The 19,821-nt window shown below is 64.5% G+C and carries 16 protein-coding genes; 12 read left to right on the top strand and 4 right to left on the bottom strand.

Annotated elements, in window-relative coordinates; genetic code table 11:
- The first annotated feature begins 2 nt into the window (after positions 1 to 2).
- From ACLFKU_RS05930 to ACLFKU_RS05895, 8 genes are all read left to right on the top strand, one after another.
- Positions 3 to 3,044 carry a xanthine dehydrogenase family protein molybdopterin-binding subunit gene (locus ACLFKU_RS05930; RefSeq protein WP_410848483.1) on the top strand — a complete coding sequence of 1,014 codons (3,042 nt, stop codon included), beginning with the start codon at positions 3 to 5 and terminating at the stop codon, positions 3,042 to 3,044.
- Positions 3,041 to 3,862, top strand: coding sequence for an FAD binding domain-containing protein (locus ACLFKU_RS05925; protein ID WP_129961536.1), 822 nt, complete (start codon positions 3,041 to 3,043; stop codon positions 3,860 to 3,862). Before ACLFKU_RS05930 ends, ACLFKU_RS05925 begins: the two co-directional genes overlap by 4 nt.
- Positions 3,859 to 4,395: a (2Fe-2S)-binding protein gene (locus ACLFKU_RS05920; RefSeq protein WP_410848482.1), complete on the top strand. Its 537-nt coding sequence runs from the start codon at positions 3,859 to 3,861 to the stop codon at positions 4,393 to 4,395. The genes ACLFKU_RS05925 and ACLFKU_RS05920 overlap by 4 nt, the downstream gene beginning before the upstream one ends.
- Positions 4,388 to 5,962 (top strand): AMP-binding protein, encoded by a 1,575-nt coding sequence (locus ACLFKU_RS05915; RefSeq protein ID WP_410848481.1) that lies wholly within the window; start codon positions 4,388 to 4,390, stop codon positions 5,960 to 5,962. The genes ACLFKU_RS05920 and ACLFKU_RS05915 overlap by 8 nt, the downstream gene beginning before the upstream one ends.
- Before the next feature lie 4 nt (positions 5,963 to 5,966).
- Positions 5,967 to 6,773 carry an enoyl-CoA hydratase/isomerase family protein gene (locus tag ACLFKU_RS05910; RefSeq protein ID WP_410848480.1) on the top strand — a complete coding sequence of 269 codons (807 nt, stop codon included), beginning with the start codon at positions 5,967 to 5,969 and terminating at the stop codon, positions 6,771 to 6,773.
- Positions 6,774 to 6,818: 45 nt separating this feature from the next.
- Complete coding sequence (locus ACLFKU_RS05905; RefSeq protein WP_410848479.1) at positions 6,819 to 8,540, top strand: GMC family oxidoreductase; 1,722 nt, start codon at positions 6,819 to 6,821, stop codon at positions 8,538 to 8,540.
- 66 nt (positions 8,541 to 8,606) lie between these two features.
- Positions 8,607 to 9,983 (top strand): MFS transporter, encoded by a 1,377-nt coding sequence (locus tag ACLFKU_RS05900; RefSeq protein ID WP_410848478.1) that lies wholly within the window; start codon positions 8,607 to 8,609, stop codon positions 9,981 to 9,983.
- Positions 9,984 to 10,045: 62 nt separating this feature from the next.
- Positions 10,046 to 10,747: a sterol desaturase family protein gene (locus ACLFKU_RS05895; protein ID WP_410848477.1), complete on the top strand. Its 702-nt coding sequence runs from the start codon at positions 10,046 to 10,048 to the stop codon at positions 10,745 to 10,747.
- Here the strand turns inward: ACLFKU_RS05895 and ACLFKU_RS05890 are convergent.
- A complete protein-coding gene (locus ACLFKU_RS05890; protein ID WP_368581584.1) occupies positions 10,744 to 11,664 on the bottom strand; it encodes a LysR family transcriptional regulator in 921 nt (306 codons plus the stop codon). The genes ACLFKU_RS05895 and ACLFKU_RS05890 overlap by 4 nt on opposite strands.
- Before the next feature lie 290 nt (positions 11,665 to 11,954).
- Between ACLFKU_RS05890 and ACLFKU_RS05885 the strand changes: the two genes are divergently transcribed.
- Positions 11,955 to 13,541: a gamma-glutamyltransferase family protein gene (locus ACLFKU_RS05885; protein ID WP_410848476.1), complete on the top strand. Its 1,587-nt coding sequence runs from the start codon at positions 11,955 to 11,957 to the stop codon at positions 13,539 to 13,541.
- A 181-nt stretch (positions 13,542 to 13,722) separates the two neighbouring features.
- On the opposite strand, the gene ACLFKU_RS05880 is transcribed toward ACLFKU_RS05885, so the two are convergent.
- The 3 genes from ACLFKU_RS05880 to ACLFKU_RS05870 are packed head-to-tail and all read right to left on the bottom strand — an operon-like array spanning position 13,723 to position 16,020.
- Positions 13,723 to 14,313, bottom strand: a complete 591-nt coding sequence (locus tag ACLFKU_RS05880) for a flavin reductase family protein (protein ID WP_368581582.1) — start codon at positions 14,311 to 14,313, stop codon at positions 13,723 to 13,725.
- Positions 14,303 to 15,058 carry a GntR family transcriptional regulator gene (locus tag ACLFKU_RS05875; RefSeq protein ID WP_410848475.1) on the bottom strand — a complete coding sequence of 252 codons (756 nt, stop codon included), beginning with the start codon at positions 15,056 to 15,058 and terminating at the stop codon, positions 14,303 to 14,305. The genes ACLFKU_RS05880 and ACLFKU_RS05875 overlap by 11 nt, the downstream gene beginning before the upstream one ends.
- Entirely contained in the window at positions 15,055 to 16,020 is a 966-nt protein-coding gene (locus tag ACLFKU_RS05870; RefSeq protein ID WP_410848474.1) for a polysaccharide deacetylase family protein, read from the bottom strand. Before ACLFKU_RS05870 ends, ACLFKU_RS05875 begins: the two co-directional genes overlap by 4 nt.
- A 322-nt stretch (positions 16,021 to 16,342) precedes the next feature.
- On the opposite strand from ACLFKU_RS05870, the gene ACLFKU_RS05865 reads away from it, so the two are divergent.
- From ACLFKU_RS05865 to ACLFKU_RS05855, 3 genes are all read left to right on the top strand, one after another.
- Complete coding sequence (locus ACLFKU_RS05865) at positions 16,343 to 17,401, top strand: ABC transporter ATP-binding protein (RefSeq protein WP_410848473.1); 1,059 nt, start codon at positions 16,343 to 16,345, stop codon at positions 17,399 to 17,401.
- An 81-nt stretch (positions 17,402 to 17,482) separates the two neighbouring features.
- A complete protein-coding gene (locus tag ACLFKU_RS05860) occupies positions 17,483 to 18,778 on the top strand; it encodes an ABC transporter substrate-binding protein (RefSeq protein ID WP_410848472.1) in 1,296 nt (431 codons plus the stop codon).
- 128 nt (positions 18,779 to 18,906) lie between these two features.
- The gene (locus ACLFKU_RS05855; RefSeq protein WP_410848471.1) at positions 18,907 to 19,821 is read left to right on the top strand and encodes an ABC transporter permease; all 915 of its coding nucleotides are present in this window, start codon (positions 18,907 to 18,909) and stop codon (positions 19,819 to 19,821) included.

The raw sequence follows: 19,821 nt of genomic DNA, 5'->3' as shown, positions 1-19,821 counted from the left end.
TCATGAATCAGCGCGAAACCGCATTCGCCGACATGGACGCGCGCGTCGCCGGCAACGAGGCGCGCGAAGCGAGCGCACCGCAGCGTCACATCGGACGCTCGATAGAGCGCCTCGAAGACCCGGCGATCCTGACGGGCCGTGGCCGCTATGGCGACGACATCGCCGTCAAGCCGGGCACGCTGCACGCCGCGATTCTGCGTTCGCCGCACGCGCACGCGGACATCCTGTCGATCGATACGCAAGCCGCGTCGAAACTCGCGGGCGTGCGTGCCGTGCTCACGCGCGACGATTTGCGTCCGTGGTCGCGACCGTTCGTCGTCGGCGTGAAATCGCCGATGGAACAGTGGGCGCTCGCGATGGACCGTGTGCGCTACGTCGGCGAGCCGGTCGCGGTCGTGATGGCCGAATCGCGTGCGCTCGCGGAAGACGCGCTCGATCTCATCAAGGTCGACTACGCGATGCTCGATCCCGTGACGTCGATCGAACAGGCCGCGAAGGACGACGCGCCGGTGCTGCACGAACGCGTCGGCAGCAACGTCATCAGCGACCGGCATTTCCGCTACGGCGAGCCCGAAGCGGCCTTCGAGCGCGCGCCGCATCGCGTGAAGCTGGTCGCGCATTATCCGCGCAACACCTGCGCGCCGATCGAGTGCGGCGTGGTCATCGCCGAGTATCTTTCGGGCGAAGAAGGCTACGACGTCACGTCCAATTTCATGGGGCCGTTCTCGCTGCACGCCGTCATGGCGATGGCGTTGAACGTGCCTGCCAATCGGCTGCGTCATAAGGCCCCGCGCGATTCCGGCGGCAGCTTCGGCGTGAAGCAGGCGGTGTTTCCGTATGTCGTGCTGATGTGCCTCGCGTCGCGCAAGGCCGGCGCGCCGGTGAAGTGGGTCGAGGATCGGCTCGAACACCTGAGCGCGGCGACATCGGCGACGGCGCGTGTTTCAACCATAGAAGCGGCGGTCGAAGCCGATGGCCGGATCGTCGCGCTGTCTTACGATCAGTTGGAAGACGTCGGCGGCTACGTGCGCGCGCCCGAGCCGGCGACGTTCTACCGGATGCACGGCTGCCTGACGGGCGCGTACGCGATCCCGAATCTGCTCGTGCGCAATCGCGTCGTGCTGACGAACAAGACGCCGACGGGGCTCGTGCGCGGCTTCGGCGGCCCGCAGGTGTACTTCGCGCTGGAGCGGCTGATCCAGCGCATCGCGATCGAACTGAAGCTCGATGTGCTCGACGTGTATCGCCGCAACTTCGTTCCCGCCGATGCGTTCCCGTATCGCGCAGCGGCGGGCGCCCTGCTCGATTCGGGCAACTATCAGGAAGCGCTGCGCCGTTCACTCGACGAAGGCGGATACCGGGAACTCGTTGCGCGCCGCGACGCCGCGCGCAACGAAGGGCGGCTGTATGGCATCGGCTTCGCGGCGATCGTCGAGCCGTCGGTATCGAACATGGGCTACATCACGACCGTGATGCCCGCCGACGCACGCAGGAAAGCCGGGCCGAAGAACGGCGCGATCGCGAGCGCGACCGTCAGCGTCGATCTGCTCGGCGGCGTGGTCGTCACGATCGCATCGACGCCCGCGGGCCAGGGCCACATGACCGTGTGCGCGCAAGTCGTCGCCGATGTGCTCGGGCTCGATCCGAAGGACATCGTCGTCAACGTCGAATTCGATACGCACAAGGACGCCTGGTCCGTCGCGGCAGGCAATTATTCGAGCCGCTTCGCGGGCGCGGTGGCGGGCACGGTGCATCTCGCCGCGACGCGCGTGCGCGACAAGCTCGCGCGCGTGCTCGCGAAGCAGTTCAACTGCGCGCCCGGCGACGTGCGCTTCGAACGCGCGCGCGTCTTTCCGCACGACGCCGAAGACCGCGCGCTGCCGTTCTCGCGTGCCGCGAGCAATGCGCCGCACTGGGCGCCCGCGCTCCTGCCCGAAGGCGAAGAGCCGGGCCTGCGCGAAACCGTGTTCTGGTCGCCGCCGCACATGGATGCGCCCGACGAACAGGACCGCATCAATACCTCGGCGGCATACGGCTTCGCGTTCGACATGTGCGGGGTCGAAGTGGATCGCGCGACGGGACGCGTGCGCATCGACCGGTATGTGACCGTGCACGACGCCGGCACCCTCCTCAATCCCGCACTCGCCGATGGCCAGATTCGCGGCGCGTTCGCGCAAGGCCTCGGCGCGGCGCTGATGGAAGAGTTCCGCTACGGCGCGGACGGCAGCTTCCAGTCCGGCACGCTCGCCGACTATCTGATGCCGACCACCTGCGAAGTGCCCGATCCGCTGATCGTGCATCTGGAGACGCCTTCGCCTTTCACGCCGCTTGGCGCGAAGGGTCTCGGCGAAGGCAACAACATGAGCACGCCGCCGTGCATCGCGAATGCGGTGGCGGACGCGCTTGGCGTCGAAGACATTCGCCTGCCGCTCACGCCGCCCAGAGTGATGGCGATGATCGGCATGGACGATCCCGAACCGTCGCGGCCGGAATATCGCGAAGCGCCCGCCGCGAAGCCGGCGACGCCAGGCGGCGGTCGCGCACTGACGGCGCAGGGCGCGGTCGACCTGCCCGCGACACCCGAAGCCGTGTTCGCCGTGCTGCTCGATCCGAAGGCACTCGCTAACGTCATTCCCGGCTGTCACGCGCTCGAAGAGACGGCGCCGAACCAGTATCGCGCTGACGTGACCGTCGGCGTCGGCATGATCAAGGCGCGTTTCGAGGCGCGTATCGGCTTGTCGGAGATCGATGCGCCGCGCCGCCTGCGACTCGCCGGCGCGGGAATCTCGCCGCTCGGCAGCGCGCGCGGCAGCGGTCTCGTCGAACTGACGCCGCAAGGCAGCGGCACGCGGCTCACGTACGACTACGAAGCACAGGTGTCAGGCAAGGTTGCGGCGGTCGGCGGCCGGATGCTCGAAGGCGCGGCGAAGGTCGTGCTCAAGCAGTTGTTCGAATCGCTCGGACGGCAGGCGGCGGGCAAGCCCGTGCAAGCGCACGGATCGTGGATCGCAAGACTCCTTGCACGTTTCAGGAGACACGCATGAAGCCCGCACCATTCGATTACCTGCGCGCGATGACCGCGCAAGACGCGCTCGACGCGCTCACGCAATACGGCGAAGACGCCCGCGTGCTGGCGGGCGGCCAGTCGCTGATGGCCGTGCTCAATATGCGGCTCGCGCAGCCGAAGGTGCTCGTCGATATCTCGCGCACCGCCGAACTCGATGCCGTGCGCGTGGACAAGCAGGCGGGGCGTCTCGTGGTGAACGCCGCGGCGACGCAAGGCAGCGTCGAATGGCGCAGCACGCTCACCGACGAAGCGCCGCTGCTCGCGATGGCCTTCCCGCATATCTCGCACTTTCAGATTCGCAATCGCGGCACCGTGTGCGGATCGATCGCGCATGCGGACCCGAGCGCGGAGTTGCCGCTCGTGCTTGCGGCGCTCGGCGGCGACGTGATGCTGCGCTCGCGAAAGAGGCGCCGCACGCTCGCGGCGCAGGACTTCTTTCAGGGAATGCTGATGACCGCGCGCGAGCCCGATGAACTCGTCGAAGCCGTGCGCTTCCCGCTGCGCAAGGAAGGCGAGCGCTACGCATTCGCCGAATTTTCCGCGCGGCACGGCGACTTCGCGATCGTCGCGTGCGCGGCCGTGGTCACCGACGAGTCGATCCGCATTGCTGTCGGCGGCGTCGCGGACCGGCCGGTGACGGAGCAATGGCCGCGTCTGCGGGGCGACGACCTGCGCGGCGCACTGAACGATTTGAGCTGGAAACTGAACGCGCAGGACGATGCGCAGATCAGCGCGGCATATCGCCGGAATCTGGTCCGGCAACTCGGATGGCGCGTGATCGAGGAGGCAAAGTGAGCAGGATACCGGACACCATCATGCGGCACGGCGAAGTGCGGCGCATCGCGCTGACGCTGAACGGCCGCGAACGAAGCGGCTATTGCGAGCCGCGCGAACTGCTGTCGGACTTCATCCGGCACGAACTGGGCGCGACGGGCACGCACGTCGGCTGCGAACACGGCGTGTGCGGCGCATGTACCGTGCAGGTCGATGGCGTCGCGGCGCGCTCGTGCCTGATGCTCGCGGTGCAGGCCGACGGTCGGCATATCGATACCGTCGAAGGCCTTGCGCCCGATCAGACGCTTGGCGACCTGCAGCAGGCGTTCCAGCGGCATCACGCGCTGCAATGCGGCTTTTGCACGGCGGGCATTCTCATGTCGTGCGCGGATTATCTGCGGCGCGTGCCCGATCCTTCCGAAGAGCAGGTGCGCGAGATGCTCTCGGGTCATATCTGCCGCTGTACGGGCTACACGCCCATCGTGGCCGCGGTGCTCGACGTGGCGGCGCGCCGCCGGGCCGAGGCAAGCGCGAAGGAGGCCGAACATGCTTGATCTCGGACGTACGTTCCTGCAAAGCGTCGAGCGCAGTCCGAACGCGCTCGCGCTCGTCGACGGCGATGTGCAACTGACCTACGCGCAGTGGCATCGCATGATCCTCAATGTCGCCGATGGCCTGCGCGAACTGGGCCTGGAACACGGCGACCGGCTGCTCGTCGTACTGCAAAACCGCTGGGAAATGGCGACGCTGCATTGGGCCGGACAGTTCGCGGGCATCGTGATCGTGCCGCTCAACTGGCGGGCGAAGCCGGAAGAAGTCGACTACTGCGTGACCGACGCGGGGGTGAAGGCGATCGTCTACGAGCCCGTCAGCGCGGATTCCGTCGCGCAGAGCGCCGCCGCGCAAAAAGTGCCGCGCGTCGGACTCGACGATGCGCCCGGCCGCACCACCACCTTCGATGCGCTCATCGTCGAACGAACGCGCAGTGCAGAGGCGACCGACACGACGCGCGCCACCGCCGACGACATCTCGCTGATCCTCTATACGTCCGGCACGACGGGCAAAGGCAAGGGCGTGCCGCGCCGGCATCGGCATGAACGCGCGGGCGCGCTCGCGCACGTCGCGCAGAACCTCTACAGGCGCGGCGAACGCACGCTCGGCGTGATGCCGCTCTATCACACGATGGGCGTGCGCTCGCTGCTCGCGATGGCGCTCGTCGATGGCCTGTTCGTCTGCGTGCGGCGCTGGAACGCGAAGCTCGCGCTCGATTGCATTTCGAAGCACGCGCTCACCTGCCTCTATCTCGTGCCGACGCTCTATCACGATCTGCTCGCCGACAGCGCGTTCGCGAGCACGGACACGTCGTCGGTCAGAAAGCTCGGCTTCGCCGGCGCACCGATGAACGACGGCCTGCTCAAGCGCCTTTCGGCCGCGTTCGAGCCGGAGCTGTTCGTCAATCACTACGGCTCGTCCGAGGTCTACACGTTCAGCATCGACCAGGACGCGACAAAGAAGCCCGGCAGCGCGGGCCGCGCGGGCATCAATACGCGGCTGCGCGTCGTGAAGCTCGATGCCCTCTCGCCCAACGAGATCGCCGAAGCCGGCGAAGAAGGACAGATCGTCGTGGACCTGCTCGGCGACGAAGCCTTCGAAGGCTACTGGAATCGTCCGGACGCGAATGCGAAGTGCCTGCGCGAGGGCTGGTACTTCACCGGGGACACGGGCTATCTCGACCGCGACGGCGATCTGTACGTGACCGGCCGCGTCGACGACATGATCATCAGCGGCGGAGAAAACATCTCACCGGTGGACATCGAATCGGTGCTGTCGCTGCATCCCGCCGTCGATGAAGTCGCGGTCGCGGGCGTCAAGGACGAGCGCTGGGGGCAACGTGTGGTCGCATTCATCAAGCGCCGCGAGTACGTCGATGCCGACTCGCTCGATGCATGGTGCCGTCAGTCGGACCTCGTCAACTTCAAGCGTCCGCGCGATTACGTGTTCGTCGACGACATTCCGAAGTCGCCGGTCGGCAAGATTCTGCGCCGCAAGCTGCAAGCGGGCGAGTACACGCCCGATTCGAACGCCCAGGCCGCGCAACCTACAGAAACCACCAAGGAGTAACACAATGAGTGATCTCAACCATCGCGGCCAGACACTGCTGCAAGACCTCGACGGCTTCTCGGTCGAAATCGACGCGCAGCGCGAGCGCGCCGACATCATCCTGCATCGGCCGCCGTTCAACGTCATTTCGATGCACGCACGCGATCAGTTGTGCGCCGTGTTCGAAGCCCTCGACGAGGACGACCGCGTGCGCGTGATCGTCGTGCGCGCGAAGGGCGAGCATTTTTCGAGCGGCGGCGACATCAAGGGCTTTCTGGAAGCATCGCCGGAACACGTGTCGAAGCTCGCGTGGAATATCGCGGCGCCCGCGCGCTGCTCGAAGCCGGTGATTGCGGCCAATCGCGGCTTCTGCTTCGGCGTGGGCTTCGAATTGTCGCTGGCGTGCGATTTCCGGATCGTCACCGATACGACCTTCTATGCGCTGCCGGAGCAGAAGCTCGGCCAGATTCCCGGCTCGGGCGGTTCGGCGCGTTTGCAGTCGATGGTCGGCATCGGCCGCACGAAGGACATCGTGATGCGCTCGCGCCGCATTCCTGGCGAGCAGGCGTACGAGTGGGGCATCGCGGTCGAATTCGTCGCGGACGCCGAACTCGAAGCGGCGACGGACGCGCTCGTCGACGAACTGCGCGCATTCTCGCCGCTTGCGCAACGCACCGCGAAGAAGCTCTTGAACGATTCGGAAGACGCGCCCTTGTCGATCGCGATCGAACTCGAAGGCCATTGCTATAGCCGTCTGCGCTCGTCGGACGATTTCCGCGAAGGCGTCGAAGCGTTTCATGGCAAGCGCAAGCCGGTGTTTCGCGGCAGCTGATACCTGACACGCCGCGCGGCGGACGAGACAAGAGGAGACAACGCGATGAATCGCTTCGACTACGTGATCGTAGGCGGCGGCTCGGCCGGATGCGTGCTCGCGCATCGGCTGTCGGCGGCGCCGTCGGTGCGCGTCGCGCTGATCGAGGCGGGCGCCGATACGCCGCCGGGCGCGGTGCCCGCGGCGATTCTCGACAGCTATCCGATGCCTGTCTTCTGCGGCGACGCGTACATCTGGCCCGATCTGAAAGCGAAGGCCACGCAGCACGCCGCGCCGCGCGTCTACGAGCAGGGCCGCGTGATGGGCGGCGGCTCGAGCATCAACGTGCAGTCGGCCAATCGAGGCCTGCCACGCGACTACGACGAATGGGCCGCGAACGGCGCCGAAGGCTGGTCGTGGCGCGATGTGCTGCCGTACTTTCGCAAGCTCGAACGCGACGTGAACTTTCCCGGCGGCGAATTGCACGGCAGCGACGGACCGGTGCCGATCCGCCGGATCATGCCCAAGGACTGGCCGGCGTTCTGCCATGCATTCGCGAAGGGTTTGCGCGCGAACGGCTTGCCGGAACTTCAGGACCAGAATGGCGAATTCGGCGACGGCTTCTTTCCGGGCGCATTCTCGAACATCGACGACAAGCGCGTGTCGACGGCCATCGCCTATCTCGACGAAGCCACGCGCAAGCGTCCGAACCTCAGCATCTATTCGAATCTGCGTGTCGAACGCATCGTGATGGCAGGCGCGACGGCCCGCGGTGTCGTCGCGATCGCTTCGAACGGCGAGCGCGTGGGTTTCGATGCGGGCGAGGTGGTGCTGAGCGCGGGCGCGTTGCAGTCGCCCGCGATGCTGATGCGCGCCGGTATCGGCGATGCTCGCCAACTCGTGGCGATGGGTATTCCGTGTGTGGCCGACCTGCCAGGCGTCGGACGCAATCTGCAGGATCATCCGTCGCTCACCTTCTGTCATTTTCTCGAGCCGCGCTTTCGCATGCCGCTCGCGCGCCGCCGCGCGAGCATGATGGCCGCGCGCATGAGTTCGGGCGTCGCGGGCTGCGACGAGTCGGACCTGTATCTGTCGAGCGCGACGCGCGCCGCGTGGCATGCGCTCGGCAACCGGCTCGGCCTCTTTTTCCTCTGGTGCAATCGGCCGTATTCGCGAGGCCGCGTGCAACTGGCATCGCCCGATGCGGCCGTTGCGCCGCGCGTCGATCTGAATCTGCTCGACGACGAACGCGATTTGCAGCGGCTCGCCGCCGGCGTGCGGATGCTGGCGCGCGTCGTCGACGCATCCGGTCTTGGCCGCGATTCACGTGACTTCTTCCCGGCCGCGTTCTCACCGCGCGTGAAAGCGCTGAGCAAGGTCGGCGAAGGCAATGCGCTTCTGACTTCGATCCTCGGCGTGCTGCTCGATACGCCCGCGCCGCTGCGGCGTCTGCTGATCGAACGCTTCTTCACGCGCGGCCTGCAGATGACTTCGCTGATCCACGACGAGCGCGCGCTCGCCGATTTCATCCGCGCGAACGTGTTCGGCGTGTGGCATGCGAGCGGCACGTGCCGCATGGGCGGCGCGCAGGACCTCGACGCGGTCACCGATACCGAAGGCCGCGTGCGAGGCACGCGCGGGCTGCGCGTCGTGGATGCATCGCTGATGCCGCGACTGCCATCGGCGAATACGAACATACCGACCATCATGATCGCCGAGAAGATCGCCGATGCGATGGTCGCCCAGCGACGGGCGAGCGTGGCATCGCCGTTCGCCTCCGCGCACTGACGGTTTTTCAACCTCGACAAGAGCGCGCATCCAACAAAGCGCGCCTGTGACACAAAGGAGATGCAAATGTCTGTAGCAGCGCAAGACGGGGCCACCGTGCTTTCGGTCAATCAGCGCCAGGTGATGGGCGCTGTGATGGCTTCATGCTTCGGCTGGGCCCTCGACCTGTTCGACCTGTTCGTATTGCTGTATGTGGCGCCGGTTGTCGGGCGTCTGTTCTTTCCGTCCGAACATGCGATGCTCTCGCTCGCGGCGGTGTACGCGTCCTTCGCGGTGACGCTGCTGATGCGCCCGCTCGGTTCCGCGCTGTTCGGCTCCTATGCCGACCGTCATGGCCGCAAGGGTGCGATGATCGTCGCGGTCGTCGGCGTCGGGCTTTCGACGGCGGCCTTCGGCGCGCTGCCGACGGTCGCCCAGGTCGGGCTCGTGGCTCCGGTCCTGTTTCTGCTGCTGCGTCTCGTGCAGGGCGTGTTCGTCGGCGGCGTGGTTGCGTCGACGCATACGATCGGCACCGAATCCGTCGCGCCGAAGTATCGCGGCGCGGTGTCCGGTCTCATCGGTGGGGGTGGGGCCGGGCTCGGCGCGTTGCTCGCATCGCTCACGTATCTGGCGATGTCCGCGGTCTTTCCCGGCGATGCGTTCGACGCCTGGGGCTGGCGTTGCATGTTCTTCACAGGCATCCTGAGTTCGGTGCTCGGTCTCTTCGTGTTCAACGGTCTGGAAGAATCGCCGCTCTGGAAGAAGCTCGCCGCGGAAAAAGCTGCGAAAGCCGCTGAACAGAAGAAGATCGTCAACGCCGATCAGGCGCGCTCGCCGATCCGCACGCTGTTTTCGCGGGAATATCGCGGCGTGCTGTTCGTCAATCTGCTGCTGACTATCGGCGGCGGCAGCGGCTACTACCTCACGTCAGGCTATCTGCCGACCTTCCTGAAAGTCGTGAGTCATGCGCCGAACGGCGCCGCCGCCGCGATCCTGATGATCTGCAGCGTAGCCGTGGTGATCGCTTCGGTCGCGGCAGGGCACGTCAGTACGTTCATCGGACGCAAGGGCGCGTTTATCTGGATCGGCATCATCCGGCTCATCGCGATGCCAGCGCTGTTCCTGCTGCTGCCGACGGCGCAAAGCATCACGATGGTCGGCGTCTACGCGGTGCTGCTTTCCGCGCTCGGCAGCGCCGGCTATGCGCCCGTGCTGATCTTCCTGAACGAACGCTTCCCGACCGCGATCCGCGCGACCGGCACGGGTCTGTCGTGGAACATCGGCTTCGCGATCGGCGGAATGATGCCGACCTTCGTTTCCCTCGTCGCGAAGGACGCGGGCCAGTTGCCGTCGACGCTCGCGATCTTCGTCGGTGCGATCAGCATGATCTTTCTCGTGGGCGCGTTCGTGGTGCCCGAGACGCTCGGCAAGCTCGAAGGCGGTTGCGCGCGCAGTCGACCCTGAGTCATTGGACGTAACGGCGGACGTCAACCGGCGCACGCCTTTCACTATAGCCGGAGATATCGATGAAATATGAAGAAGACGTTCGTGCGCGTTCCTACAAGTTCCGTGACGAGTATGTCAATGCCACGCCATGGTGGTATCGCGGCGAAATGCACCTCGGCTTCACATTGCTCTTCACCGGCGGCGTGATCGTGTATTGCCTGATGCAGCTTCATACACCGACGCTTGCCGAATGGCTGGCGGTCATTCCGCTCTTTCTGTTCGGCAACTGGGCGGAATGGGCGGCGCACCGCTACGTGCTGCATCGTCCGACGAAGTATTTCAGCATGATCTACAAGCGCCATTGCGCCGTCCATCACCGGTTCTTCACGCATGTGACGCTTGAATACAAGGGCCACCGTCACTGGCGCGCGCTGCTGTTTCCGCCTTTTGCGCCGGTTGCGTTCGTGCTGGCGGCCGTGCCGTTCGCGCTCCTGATTGGGTTCGTATTCTCCCGCAACGCAGGTTACATCGCGCTGCTCACGATGGCGGCGTACTTTCTGATGTATGAGGGCCTGCATACGCTTTCACACGTCACCGACAGCCCGTTGCTCGACCGCGTTCCGTTCGTCAACACAGTGCGGCGCCTGCACGCCACACACCACGATCCGGAAGTGATGGCGACACAGAACTTCAACCTCACGTTCCCGATTTGCGACACGCTGTTCGGCACGCGCAGCGACGTTCCGAGCCGTGCGCGCGAACCGTTGGAACGCGGCCGCTAAGGCGCCTGTTTTCCCACAACGCCCGTCGTCACGCGCTTTATCTCATCAGTGATGATCGTGATGAGCGCCTGGGCGGCCGGTCCGATCGGCCGCTTCGGATGCGTGACCTGAATGATGTGGCGCACGATCGGCGGCGACGCTATCGTGCGTGCGCGCAAGCGCCCTTCCTCCACTTTCGCCTGCACGACGACGCGCGGCAGGATGGTCGCGACACCGCTCTGCTCGACGAACTGCACGATGGTGCTGAGCAGATCGATCTCGAACTTCGGCTTGATGACGACGTCAGCCGCCATCAGCGCGGCATCGAGCGCGCCGCGCAGGCCGTTGCGGCGCGTGGGCAACACGAATTCGATGTCCGACTGCTGCGTGAGATCGATCTCGTCGGGCAGCTTTGGGCCGTGCTCCACGCTCGTCACCAGCACCATTTCCTCCACCAGCAACGGTTCTACGTGGAGCGTCAGCCGTCCGCGCGGCTTGTTGATGATGGCGGCATCGAGCCGGCCCGATTCGACAGCGTCGATCAGCTGCGCGCTGAAGCCATCGGCGACGGAGACTTCGACTTGCGGGAAAAGCGCATCGAATCGGGCGAGCGATTCGGGCAATACGCTCTGCGCCTCCGACGACACCATTCCCAGCGACACGCGGCCCGTCACGATGACATCGCGACGGCTCAGGTGTTCGCGTGCGTGATCGATGTCGCGCATGATCGGCGTGTAAAGGCGGTACATCAACCGTGCGGCTTCGGTCGGCGCCATGCCGTGCGGCCCCCGCTCGAAGAGCTTCTGCCGAATCTCCGTTTCGAGCTTGGCGATCTGCATGCTGAGCGCCGGTTGCGCGATGTTGAGCCGCCTGGCGGCGCGCGTGACGGTGCCTTCTTCGAAAAGCGCGATGAAGTACTGGATCTGCTTCAGTTCCATGGGACAGGCGTATACGTGACGGGCCGACGAAGATAGTACCGCGCACTGTCTTTCATGAGGTGGGCGTCGTATGACTAACCCACGGTATCGAGTCGCTGTTCGCAGCCGAGCGTCCCTATGCGTGCCCGATCCGGCAGCACTTCGCACCGAAACGACATGTGCTGCGTGCTTGTCTCTATCGAGAGCGTTGCAGATCGGCATCGATTTTTTTCGATGCGCTCCGTGAACATATAATCCGTACTCCGACGAGCTCACGCGCGGCTCGTCTCCCTGTAACGGAGCAGCGATCGATGCGCGACACGCGACTCGCCGGCCTGACCGGCGGCATGGTCACCAGCCCCCACGCGTTGGCGAGCGAGGCCGGACGCGACGTGTTGCGCGCCGGCGGCAATGCGATCGAAGCGGCTATCGCGATCGGTGCCGCGCTGTGCGTGACGTATCCGCATTTCACAGGACTCGGCGGCGACGCGTTCTGGGTAATCGGCGACCGCGAGGGAACCTTGCGCACGCTGTCGGGCATCGGCCAGGCCCCGGCGCAACTGCCCGCGTTCGACGGCGCGATCCCGTTGCGCGGCGCGGCATCCGCGCTCACCACCGCGGCGACCGTCGATGCATGGCAGCACGCATACGAGATCAGCAAAGGCGCATGGGGCGGCACACAGTCGTGGTCGTCGCTGTTCGACCGCGCGCTCAACTATGCCGGCGACGGCTTTCCCGTCACGCCGTCGCAGCATTTCTGGCAAAGCCTGCGTGTCGGCGAACTGAATACGTTGCCGGGCTTTGCGGCAACCTTCGCTCCGCACGGCAGGATTCCCGCTGTCGACGAGCGTTTCACACAACCGGCGTTGGCAAAGAGCATCGAGCGGATTGCCCGTTTCGGCGCACGCGAGTTTTATGAAGGCGAACTGGCGGAGCGCATCGCGCGCGGTTTGCAGCAGGCCGGCTCGCCGCTCACTTCGAGCGATCTCGCCAGAACGCGCGCGCGCGACGAAGCACCGCTGCGGGTCGCGTATCGCGGCGGCGAACTGGTGAGCCTGCGTCCGCCTACGCAAGGCGTGACGACGCTGCAAATCATGGGCACGCTGGATCGCTTCGACATCGGCGCGATTCGCGAAGGGACTGCCGATTACTATCACCTGCTGGTGGAAGCGGTGAAGTGCGCGTTCGTCGACCGTGACCGCTTCGTATCGGATCCCGAGTTCAACACCGTGCCCGTCGAGCAGATGCTGTCGCCCGCGACGCTCGACGCCCATGCTCGTTCGATCGACCCACATCGAGCGCGCGAGTGGCCACACGTGTTCCATCCGGGCGACACGGTGTTCATCGGCGCGACGGATAGCCAGGGCCGCAGCGTCAGCGTGCTGCAAACGGTCTACTTCGACTGGGGCAGCGGCGTAGTCGCGGGCGATACCGGCATTCTGTGGCACAACCGCGGCGCGTCGTTCAGCACGCACCCCGCGCATCACAACGCGGTGCAGCCGGGCAAGCGCCCTTTTCATACGCTCAACCCCGGCATGTACCTGAAAGACGGCCGACCGTACCTGCTGTTCGGCACACAAGGCGCCGACGGTCAGCCGCAAACGCTCGCCGCCATTCTCACGCGGCTGATCGACTACGGGATGGACCCGCTCACCGCACTCGCCCGTCCGCGTTTTCTGCTCGGCAAGACGTTCTCCGACACGCGCGATGCGTTGAAGCTCGAAGAAGACGCAGGCGCCGACGTGTTCGCGGCGCTCGCCGCGCGCGGCCACGAGGTGAGCGCGATCCCGACGCAGAGTCCGCTGGCGGGTCACCCTGGTGTGATACGCATCGATGCGCACGGCGCGGTGTCAGGCGCGCACGATCCGCGCAGCGATGGCCGGGCGCTCACCGTGTGATGGATCGGCGCGTGGCTTCTTGCCCGCGTGCTGGTTCACGCGGGCCGTTCAGGTTCGCCTACGTGGCGGCCTACGCACACGGTCCAGACGCAGTGATTCGCCAGCTAACACAAGCGCGTCTATACGCGCGTTGATCGCCGAAGGGGCTAACGCTTGTGGTCCATACGCGTGAACGTCAACGTCAACCCAACGTAAAGCGGTCACGCGTCGTCACATAGTCGCTCGCGCCGAAACGGCCCACCGGAAAGTAGTGCTGCAAACGCACGCGCCACGTTTCGGTGTCGATCAACCCGTCGCGCGCATGCAGCCGATGTACGCGGCCAATAAAGATCTGCCGGGTGGTGGTCTCCAGCGTCTCCCATATCGTGCACTCGAACGCAACCGGCGCTTCGGCAATGCGCGGCGGCGCAACGCACGAGCTCGGCACCGGCGTCAAGCCGACCTCGACAAGTTCGCTAACGTTGGGCGGCAGCCTTTCCCCGCAGCGATGCATTTCTTCGGCGATCGTCTCGTCGGCGAGATGCACGACGAACTCGCCGGTCCGCACGATGTTGACCGCCGTGTCCTTCAGCGTGCCGTCCGCCGCGCGGTTAATGCTGATCATCACGATCGGCGGTTCTTCGCCGAGCATATTGAACATCGAAAACGGCGCGGCGTTGATCGTACCGTCGGCGCCGAGCGTGGTGACGAGCGCGATCGGACGCGGCACGATCAGGCTCGCCATCAGCTTGTAGCGCTGGTATTCGGTGATCGCTTCGAAATCAATTTCCATGTCGGGCCGCCTGGTTCGTAGTCGCGTGTTCAATGATGCCGAGCAATTGGCCGAGGCTTTTCTCGCCGCGCATTCGCGAGGTTTCAATGCGTTCTTCGAGATCGCGCAGATGCGCTTCCATATGCTCCATTGCGCCCGCCGAGTCGCGCGCCTCGATGCAGTCGACAATCGCAGCATGCTCGGCGTGCTCGCACGGCGCATGGCCCGGCGGCTCGTACACCCCGACGATCAGCGAACAGCGCGATACCAGTTCCTTCAGATAATTCTGCAGGATCGAATTGCCGGCCAGCGCGGCGATGCGCATATGAAAGCCGCTGGCGAGCGTCGCCCACGAAGGCTGGTCGTAGCGGTGCATGGCGTCATGCTCGCTCGCGAGTTGTTGCCGCAGCGCCTTGATGTCCGTCGCACTCGCGCGCTGCACGGCAAGCTCTACCAGCATCCGTTCGACTGAGCGCCGCGCCTCGAATATCTCGCGCGTTTCCTCGGGCGAGGGCTCGGCGATTACCGCGCCCTTGTTCGGCCGCAATACGACGATGCCGTCATAGGCGAGCTTTTCCAGCACACGACGTACGACCGCGCGGCCCACGCCGAACAGTTGGCACAGTTCGGGCTCCGGTAACTTCGTGCCGGGAATCAAACGATGATTCATCACGCCGTCGAAGATCGACTGATAGATGCGTGCGTTGATATCCGTGTCGTCACCGGCGTTTTTCTTCGCGGTGGCCGCGCCGGCTTTCGCGCTCATGCGACGGCCGGGCGCACGATGCCGGCCCGCTCCAGACCGTCCATATGACTCGCGATCTCGCCAGGAGTGGTGATCCACACATCGCCTCGTGCGCGCGCCGTGGCGATATGTTCGAGCGCGCGGCGCAGATGCCGCAACCGGTATGGCTGTCCGACCAGATACGGATGCAGCGCGATGCCCATCACCAGCGCTTGCGCTTGCGCGCCGCGATTCGCCTGTTCGAGCATCTCGTCGAACTGATCGACGATCATGTCGGCGAACGCGCGGCCGTCCATGTGACGGCCCACCATCATCGGCAGATCGTTGAGTTCCTGCGGATACGGAATCGACCACAGCGGCGCGCCACGCGTGGCCATTCGTACGGGGCGGTCGTCGTGACACCAGTTCAACGTGTAGCGATAGCCGGTCTCGGCCAGCAGATCGGGCGTCAGATGCGACTCCGAAATCCACGGCGACAGCCAGCCTTGCGGCGGCGTACCGGATTCTTCCGCGATCCGTTCGTAGCAATGCAAAAGCAGCTCGCGTTCACCGCTTTCGTCGAGGTCGCTCTGCCGGTGCGCGTTCGTGTGGCCGTGGCCGATCAGTTCATCGCCACGCGCGACGCAAGCCTCGATCAGTTCAGGACAGTGGTCGTAGAGCGCGGTATTGATCAGCGTGCCCGCGGGCAGCGCGAGCTGATCGAACAGTTCAATGCAGCGCCACGCGCCGACGCGATTGCCGTATTCGCGCCAGCTATGGTTCAGCACATCCGGTTGCGGCGAGAGCGGACCGAGTGCCGCACCGAGGCCTTCGCCGAACGCAAAGTGCTCGATGTTAAAGCCAAGATAGACCGCGAGTCCGGTGTCGCCAGGCCAGCGGAACGCGTCACTATCGGTGATAGGGCGGTAGGCAAAGCGGCCATGCGTGGCAAGCGATTGACGCGCGCGGTTCTCTGCTACGGGCATGTTCCGTGTGTCGTTCATGAGCAAGAAATCGTGGATGTCGAAAAGCGCCACGACACGTAATGGATGAACCCGATTGGTCAGTTCATGCCCCGAGACGGATCGAAGACGCACCGTGATCGCGCAATCCCATCCTTTCTGATCGCAAACGATCGACGCTGCGGATCGTTTGCAATATGTGAGCCAACTCGTAGACGTTAAGCACAACGGTACGTCGGCAATCGCGAGCGTCACAATTCGAAGGATGGCACACGTCTTGCGTTTGCATGGCTTCGCATGGGCGGCGCATTGATTTGACGCGTGCCCCACCCCACTGTTCGCCGTTCACGAGGACACATCCTTCATGATTCAGCCTGCTTCAACGGTGCTCGAAACCAAAGCCGCCGATATCGAACTGGTCCACGTGTCAAAGCAATATGGCGATTCGCTGGCCGTCGACGCGATCGACCTGCGCATCGCCGGCGGCCAGTACTGTTGCCTGCTCGGCCCGTCCGGATGCGGCAAGACCTCGACCTTGCGCATGATCGCCGGTCATGAATCCGTCACTGAAGGTGACATTCTGATCGCGGGCCGCAACGTCACGCGCGCCGAACCCGCCGCGCGCGGCACCGCAATGGTGTTTCAGAACTACGCGCTGTTCCCGCATCTGAGCGCGCTCGACAACGTCGCATTCAGCCTGAAGGTGCGCGGCGTCGCGAAGGACGTGCGGCGCAAGCGCGCCGCCGAACTGCTCGAACTGGTCGCGATGTCCGCGTATGCCGAGCGCAAACCAGCCCAGTTATCCGGCGGCCAGCAGCAACGCGTGGCACTCGCGCGCGCGTTACTGAATCAACCGGGCTGCCTGCTACTCGACGAACCGCTCTCCGCGCTCGACCCGTTTCTGCGCGTGCAGATGCGCGCCGAGCTCAAGCGTTGGCAGAAGGATCTCGACATTACCTTCGTGCATGTCACGCACTCGCAGGAAGAAGCGATGGCGCTGGCCGATCTCGTCGTGGTGATGAGCCATGGCCGTATCGAGCAGAGCGGCACACCGCACGAAGTATTCAACCGTCCGCGTACCGAATTCGTGGCCCGCTTCCTCGGCGGCCATAACGTCTTCAATACGAATGGCCACCTGTTTACCGTGCGCGCCGACCATGTGCGCGTGGTGCCGCACGGCGTCACGCCAGTGCAGAACGCCGGCGGCGAGAGCGGCCTGACACGCATTGGCGGCGTACCCTGCAGGGTCCGTGAAACCGAATACCAGGGCACGCATCTGCGCATGACGCTCGACCCGCTCGACGGCTCGCCCGAATTGATCTCGCTCGTGAGCGACGGCGACTACGACGCGACACGGCTCGGTCCCGACGCGCGCGTGGTGATCTGGTGGAACGAGCGGGACGCGCATCCGCTGGCAGCCTGAGTGCTTGCATCGCAGCGGATCGCAATGCAGTGAACCGAACGTCGAATAAGCGCGAATTGAACGTCAACTGAGGAGAAAGCAATGAGTGAAACGAACGAGAGCCCGGCAGTGGCCGCAGCCGACGTGAAGGAAAAAGGCCTGTCGCGCCGCACGTTCATCAAGGGCGCGGTGGCGGCGGCCGGCATTGCCGGCTTTCCGTACGTGCATGCGCAGGAAAAGATCACGTTGCGCTACCTCGGCACCGCGGTCAATCAGAGTGCCGACATCGCGAAGAAATTCAAGGAAGACACCGGCATCGAGATTCAATACGTGCCAGTGACCACCGACGACGTCGCCAAGCGCATCATCACGCAACCCAACTCGTTCGATATTGTCGACACCGAATACTTCGCGCTCAAGAAGCTGATTCCGGCCGGCACGCTCGCGGGCATGGACGCCAAACGCATCAAGCTCGCCGACAAGATCACGCCCGTGTTGACGCGCGGTGAAGTCAACGGCAAGAAGATCGGCGACCAGGGCACCGCGCCAAAGAAGGTGATGTTCCTGACCGGCCCGCGCTCGACCGAGTTCTCAGCGACGCCGACCGAATGGATGACGCTGATCCCCACCACCTATAACGCGGACACGCTCGGCATTCGTCCCGACCTGATCAAGCGCCCGATCGACAGTTGGTCAGAACTGCTCAACCCGCAGTTCAAAGGCAAGGCGGCGCTGCTGAACATTCCCGCGATCGGCATCATGGATTCGGCGATGGCGATCGAGGCGATGGGTCACATGAAATACGGCGACAAAGGCAATATGACCAAGGCCGAGATCGACCAGACCATCAAGATCCTGATCGACGCCAAGCATGCTGGCCAATTCCGCGCGTTCTGGAAGGACTTCAACGAAAGCGTGAACCTGATGGCGTCGGGCGAAGTGGTGATCCAGTCGATGTGGTCGCCGGCGGTGACGAAGGTGCGCACGATGGGCATCGCGTGTAAATTTCAGCCGCTCAAGGAAGGCTATCGCTCGTGGGCCTCGGGCTTCGGCTTTCCGCGCTCGCTGCAAGGCAAGAAGCTCGACGCCGCGTACGAATTCGTCAACTGGTTCCAGGACGGCTGGGCCGGCGCCTACCTGATGCGCCAGGGCTACTACCCCGGCGTGATCGAGACCGCGAAGACGCACATGCAGCCGTACGAATGGGACTACTGGATCGAAGGCAAAGCGGCCGCGCAGGACATCAAGGCGCCGGACGGCCAACTGCTCGAAAAGGCCGGCGCCGTGCGGGACGGCGGTTCATACACCCAGCGCATGAGTGCGATTGCGTGCTGGAACGCGGTGATGGACGAGAACATCTACATGGTTCAGAAGTGGAACGAGTTCATCGCGGCCTGATCGACGCCGCGGCTCGATGTGCTTGCCGGGGTGTGACGCGCCGGCAAGCACGGCTCCTTTGAGCAGCGTAGTCATTTCTCGTTCTCGCGCAGCGATGCGCCGCGCAGTCATTCGATAGATACCCGCCCATGGCAACCATCGACCTTCCCTCGCACGCGCAGGACACGCCCGTCAAACATCGCCGCGCACCGGCATGGTTGCAGGCGACGCCGCTGTCGCTGACCTTCCTGCTGTTTTTCATCGTGCCGCTGGTCATCACGCTGATCGTCAGTTTCTGGGACTTCAACGAATACCAGATCATTCCCGCGTTCACGCTGAAGAACTACACCGCGATCTTCAACGGCTGTTCGTCGATGACGGACGTTTGCGTGACCTTCAAGACGTACTGGTCGACGCTCAGGTTCTGCGCGATCGTGTGGGCAATGACCTTGCTGCTGGGCTTTTCGATCGCCTACTTCCTCGCGTTTCACGTGCGCACGACGAGCATGCAGACGGTGCTGTTCCTCGTCTGCACGATTCCGTTCTGGACCTCCAACGTGATCCGGATGATTTCGTGGATGCCGCTGCTCGGCCGCAATGGCCTCGTCAATCAGGTGCTACTCGGCGCGCATCTTATCAACCAGCCGCTCGAATGGCTGCTGTACTCTAACTTCTCGGTGGTGCTCGCGTTCGTCCATCTCTACACGTTCTTCATGATCGTGCCGATCTTCAACGCGATGATGCGCATCGAGCGGTCGCTGCTCGAAGCCGCGCGCGATGCCGGTGCGAGCAGCTGGCAGGTGGTACGCGACGTGGTCCTGCCGTTGTCGAAGACGGGCATCGTAATCGGCTCGATCTTCGTGATCACGATCGTGATGGGCGATTTTCTGACCGTCGGCGTGATGGGCGGGCAACAGATTGCATCGGTGGGCAAGGTCATTCAGGTGCAGACCGGCTACCTGCAATTTCCCGCCGCGGCAGCCAATGCGATCATTCTGCTCGCCGTCGTACTGATGATCGTGTGGGGTTTGACGCGGGTCGTCGATATCCGCAAGGAGCTGTGA

The organism is Paraburkholderia sp. EG304, from assembly GCF_046543485.1.
GTDB classification, from domain to species: domain Bacteria; phylum Pseudomonadota; class Gammaproteobacteria; order Burkholderiales; family Burkholderiaceae; genus Paraburkholderia; species Paraburkholderia youngii.
This window is presented reverse-complemented; position numbering and strand designations above follow the sequence as displayed.

Coding starts and splice junctions, on each gene's coding strand:
- ACLFKU_RS05930 (WP_410848483.1), top strand. CDS start 3: ATGAATCAGCGCGAAACCGCATTCGCCGACATGGACGCGCGCGTCGCC.
- ACLFKU_RS05925 (WP_129961536.1), top strand. CDS start 3,041: ATGAAGCCCGCACCATTCGATTACCTGCGCGCGATGACCGCGCAAGAC.
- ACLFKU_RS05915 (WP_410848481.1), top strand. CDS start 4,388: ATGCTTGATCTCGGACGTACGTTCCTGCAAAGCGTCGAGCGCAGTCCG.
- ACLFKU_RS05910 (WP_410848480.1), top strand. CDS start 5,967: ATGAGTGATCTCAACCATCGCGGCCAGACACTGCTGCAAGACCTCGAC.
- ACLFKU_RS05905 (WP_410848479.1), top strand. CDS start 6,819: ATGAATCGCTTCGACTACGTGATCGTAGGCGGCGGCTCGGCCGGATGC.
- ACLFKU_RS05900 (WP_410848478.1), top strand. CDS start 8,607: ATGTCTGTAGCAGCGCAAGACGGGGCCACCGTGCTTTCGGTCAATCAG.
- ACLFKU_RS05895 (WP_410848477.1), top strand. CDS start 10,046: ATGAAATATGAAGAAGACGTTCGTGCGCGTTCCTACAAGTTCCGTGAC.
- ACLFKU_RS05890 (WP_368581584.1), bottom strand. CDS start 11,664: ATGGAACTGAAGCAGATCCAGTACTTCATCGCGCTTTTCGAAGAAGGC.
- ACLFKU_RS05885 (WP_410848476.1), top strand. CDS start 11,955: ATGCGCGACACGCGACTCGCCGGCCTGACCGGCGGCATGGTCACCAGC.
- ACLFKU_RS05880 (WP_368581582.1), bottom strand. CDS start 14,313: ATGGAAATTGATTTCGAAGCGATCACCGAATACCAGCGCTACAAGCTG.
- ACLFKU_RS05875 (WP_410848475.1), bottom strand. CDS start 15,058: ATGAGCGCGAAAGCCGGCGCGGCCACCGCGAAGAAAAACGCCGGTGAC.
- ACLFKU_RS05870 (WP_410848474.1), bottom strand. CDS start 16,020: ATGAACGACACACGGAACATGCCCGTAGCAGAGAACCGCGCGCGTCAA.
- ACLFKU_RS05865 (WP_410848473.1), top strand. CDS start 16,343: ATGATTCAGCCTGCTTCAACGGTGCTCGAAACCAAAGCCGCCGATATC.
- ACLFKU_RS05860 (WP_410848472.1), top strand. CDS start 17,483: ATGAGTGAAACGAACGAGAGCCCGGCAGTGGCCGCAGCCGACGTGAAG.
- ACLFKU_RS05855 (WP_410848471.1), top strand. CDS start 18,907: ATGGCAACCATCGACCTTCCCTCGCACGCGCAGGACACGCCCGTCAAA.